Annotated in this window: 3 protein-coding genes; all 3 read left to right on the top strand. The window is 30.2% G+C overall.

Going from position 1 to position 4,460, the window contains the following annotated elements; translation table 11 throughout:
- The first annotated feature begins 61 nt into the window (after positions 1 to 61).
- Positions 62 to 1,078 (top strand): hypothetical protein, encoded by a 1,017-nt coding sequence (locus ACIQ0Q_RS09630; RefSeq protein ID WP_395772720.1) that lies wholly within the window; start codon positions 62 to 64, stop codon positions 1,076 to 1,078.
- Positions 1,078 to 2,511 carry a hypothetical protein gene (locus ACIQ0Q_RS09635; protein ID WP_395772721.1) on the top strand — a complete coding sequence of 478 codons (1,434 nt, stop codon included), beginning with the start codon at positions 1,078 to 1,080 and terminating at the stop codon, positions 2,509 to 2,511. The genes ACIQ0Q_RS09630 and ACIQ0Q_RS09635 overlap by 1 nt, the downstream gene beginning before the upstream one ends.
- A 9-nt stretch (positions 2,512 to 2,520) precedes the next feature.
- On the top strand, positions 2,521 to 4,460 hold a 1,940-nt coding region (locus ACIQ0Q_RS09640; RefSeq protein WP_395772722.1), incomplete at its 3' end, for a hypothetical protein.

Here is a 4,460-nt window from a genome sequence, read left to right on the forward strand (position 1 = left end):
CACAACGGTGATGTTCAATTTTTTGATGAAAATATAACGTTTAGTTTAGAAAATAATTAGTATGAAAAATACTGGATTAAAAAATGAGGTTAATGTAGGCAGAATACTTGTAAGTGGTTCTTTGGCGTTAAAACCAAAAACCGATACCGGTGTTTATATCTTTGAAAATAAAGACAAGGATGGCGGCGTAATTTCTGGTAAACTAACTAAACCAAAATATGATGAGGATGAATTATTAAGAGCAATTGATACAACGATTATCGAATTAATTCCACAAGAACCACCACCGGTTGAAGATACAGTACCTAGAAGAGTTTATAATCCGGTAACGCAATCCGTAATCGATTTAACTGCAGAAGTAACTCAGTTAAATAAAGAAATAGATGATTTAAGAGCAAAGGTTATTGAATTGGAAATTGTAACCGAAAGCTTACGAATAGATGTAGATAGAGAAACGATAGCATCATCAACTGCACAGAATGAATCATTTCAATATGGAACAAAAGTCCAATCTAGTATAGTTGATTTACAAAATGCTATTCAAAAAGCAACATCGGAAGCGATTCAGAGAGTTTCATTGACGGCAAGAGTTGCTTCGTTGGAAGAACAAAATAGAGCATATAAAGAACAATTGGAAGGTAAAGATGCTAAATTGGCAGAAGGTTCAAAAGTTGGTATGGATATATCTTTAAAAGTTCTTAAAAAAGGACAAGAAGGTGGTGAAGATATATTATTTAATTCAAGAGCAAATGCAAAAGGTGAAGTTACCTGGATAAATGGTCCGGATGTGGAAGTATATAATTTCTCTGCAGAAAGTGTAAACATATCATTTGAATCAACCGGAGAAACTGGAGATACTTTAGAAAAAGTAGATTCTATCACATTAGAACCAAAAGCGAAAAAGGTAATAATACTTGCGCCAAATAAAGGAGCAGTGAGGGATAAAGTACCTGCAAAGGCGATAGGAGCAAGTAGAGATAAATTATATAAGGGTTCATTTATAGCAAAAACAACTTCATCAACGGTAACGTTGACGGTTGGTTTGCAAAAACAAAGAGGAAATAAATTTGAAGGATAATGGCAATAAAATCATTTAAGGATATTATTGATAGTAAGGGGTATCGTATAAACACCGATGATAGAATGTTATTTGAATCGGGTAATATACAATCGTTTTTTGGATTTAGTAAAACCGATTGTATTGAATTTGTTTTATACGATGCAAACGATAATCAACTACCACAACAAAACTATGGATTGGTAAGATATTTGCCACTAACTTCCGAAAATATAAGAGATTACTTTTTAGTAGCAGAGGGAACTATTTTTCAAAAATATCAATTTCCAACTGAATATTTTATTGATGCGGAAAGACTTATAAATGAGGCCGGATATAACAATGGTATTTTTAAAATTCAAATTACACTATTAAATAAAAGAGTGGGTAGTGAGGGTATGTTTGATAAATTATGGATTTCAGAAATATCACCATCCAGAACTGAAATAAGATTGTTCCCACATAGTGAAGGGAGTAAATTAAATCCTGAATTAAAAACGCGTTATGGTATTTTTATAAATGACGGTTCATTCAGAGAAGATGTTGTTAGATATGCAATTTCATTTGTTGAAAAGATTAGTCCAAATTATATAGCATCTTATTTAAAAACAAACTTTTCGGAAAGTTGGTTTAATTTATTATTAAGTGAATATCAGATTAAACAATTTGATTCATTTGCAACAACTATGTATAACAAATTTGTTGAAGCAACGATATATGAATTTACAAATAGAATTTCCGATATAAATGATTTGAATTACGGAAAGAAGAAAAATACTCCAGAATCTATTCAATTATCAAAAGAATACGTTAAAGACAAATGTGAAAAAATATTAATACAGGTTATAAATAAATTTTTATTGAATCCTGTTGTAAAATTTGGTTCAAAATCTAATGATACATTTGAAAGTTATGATGCTCCGGAACGTATTTTAGAAACAAAAACATCGGATTTAGATATTATGACAAATCCACCATTAATAAAAGAGGCAACTATTATTAAAACAAAAATACCTTCGGTTTTACAAAATGCAATTACAGCCGAAGTAAAAGCAAAAGAAGTATTGGCTCCAACGCAAGTTATTTTACCAGATGTCGATATGAATTTACCATTAACTAGTCCATCTGTTTTAGAAACCGAAACTGCATTTGAAGTGGGTAAGCCGAGAGGTTTATTTGCGAAGCTTAGAATGAAAAAAGGTGAAAAAATACAAAACGCTGGTAAGTTATTTAAAAAAAGAAAAAATACGGATACTCCATCTACACCCGCTGAAAGTTTAACTAAAAAGCTATTGGGTAGTGGTGATGGTAGTGTTAATACACCTTCGAGAGCTAGAGGTATGTTTGGAATTAAAGGAAGAGGTGTAGTTTTAGGAAATATGGGCACCGGAAATGTATCGGATGCAGCAACAATGGTTACAAATAATACACCGAATAATTTATCAGAGCTATAATTATAAAAGATGCCTAGATTTACACAAGACCAACCATTTGATTCTGAATTAAATAAAAATAGTCAGGATTCATTAAGACAGAATTTACTTTCTAATATTGAAAATGTAAGTCCTGTTGATGGTGTTATTTTGCCTGGTGGCGATATTGGTATTATTAAAAGTGAAAATGTAATCATACCTATAAAAAAAGATTATGATTATGCGGGTACAATTAATCAGGATGGATTTTTAGCTATTAATATTAATGCAAATGCTGATAAGTGTCTTGTAAACATAGATGGACAACCTTCATATAGAACAACACCTACTAAATTTGTATTCTCAATATCAGATATAATTGGCGTTGGAACAAAAACTATTTCATTAACCAAAGAAGGATATGAATCAAACGAGCAATATAATATATCAATAGTTCAAAATCCTAATTTTATTGATGATGGATTTAGTAATTATAGAAATACTATTACAAATTATGATGGAGTTTTGGGATTACAACCTGAACAAAAAATATTTACAAAATCAACTCCATATGTTTTTAGAATTGAAAGAGTTATAAATGGTGAAGTTGTATCAACCGATGCATCGGATTCTCCGAATGATATAAAAGAATTGTTATTTGAACTTAAAAAGCAAAATCCAAAAGATAATGCTAAAATTATAGTTCCAGAAGTTTCTACCTATAACGTAACAATAAATTTAAAAGGACCAAACAATTCTGTAAATTTAACAAACGTAAATACTTCTGAAAATATTAAACTTACAAACGAAGTAACTACGTTTATAGTAGAAACTGGTACGAATTTACAAATTGTTTCTGTAAACAATAATCTTTATAAAATATCAAAAATAACTGCAACTTCTCAAGGGTTAAAACCTAGAGTATTAGAAGCATTAAATACCGATACTTTATTTTCAGAATATACAGTAGACAATAATACTGTAATTGATATTGAAAGTGAAAATATTACTATCGTACAGCAGGCCTCAAACCCTGTAATAAGATTATTAACTCCTGATGAAAATAGAAAATACAATAGAAATTCACAGGAAGATTATCCTATTATATTGGTTACCGATAATATTAATCAGATTGTAGCATATGTAAAGGATAAAACTTTTAATTTTGACATAAACTCAACTATAAATAACGCGGTAGGTGCCGCGATAGGTGGGATAGTTGCAAATCAAACTGAAAGACCTCCAACCGTAATCAGTATTCCTAAAACTGCATTTGATTCTTTGGGTAATTATAAAATTTATCTAGTTGGTAAAAATGCAGGTATAGAACTGCCACCGATTGAATTCAAACTTTCAGTTGTTGACGAATTTTTTGTTGGTGTTCCTGATATAGAATCAATTACATATCCAAAAGAATTAATAGGTGGAGATTACGTTGGTACTGATGTTGATTTTGAAATATCATACAAATCAAGAGATACGGATTTTGTAAAAATATTTGTAAATAATTCGGCAGGGTTTTATCAAGAAGGACCAAATGCTAGAATTACATTAAATGTACAAAAATTATTACAATTTAGTTCTTATACTGGCCCGAATGATGTTATTAAGCTAAATTTAAAATTAGTTCCGTACAACAATAGTGGTAATAAAGAAATTGTTGGTAAAGAAGAATTAATAACGGTTACATTTAGAGCTGGTGATTTAACAATACCAAAAGAACTTGCAATTAATAGAATTGCATCGGCATTTACGTCACAATTTGATGAATCTATTTTTGGAGATGAATCTTCTAAATACTTAAACCATTTATTACATTTAGGCGATGGTGATAGTAAAGTTGTTACTACATGGACTGGTAGTTTTGATTCACTTATATTAAAATTATACGAACCATTAGAAACAACTGTACAACCAAATCAACAAGTTTGGATTTCTAAATTACAAGCTGACCCAATAGTTGAAACTATAACAATTAGTGGTGTTGATAC

It is taken from the genome of Arenimonas sp. (assembly GCF_044348765.1).
Lineage (GTDB): Bacteria > Pseudomonadota > Gammaproteobacteria > Xanthomonadales > Xanthomonadaceae > Arenimonas.

Excerpts from the sequence above, each read along its gene's own strand:
- ACIQ0Q_RS09630 (WP_395772720.1), top strand. The coding sequence starts at position 62 with ATGAAAAATACTGGATTAAAAAATGAGGTTAATGTAGGCAGAATACTT.
- ACIQ0Q_RS09635 (WP_395772721.1), top strand. The coding sequence starts at position 1,078 with ATGGCAATAAAATCATTTAAGGATATTATTGATAGTAAGGGGTATCGT.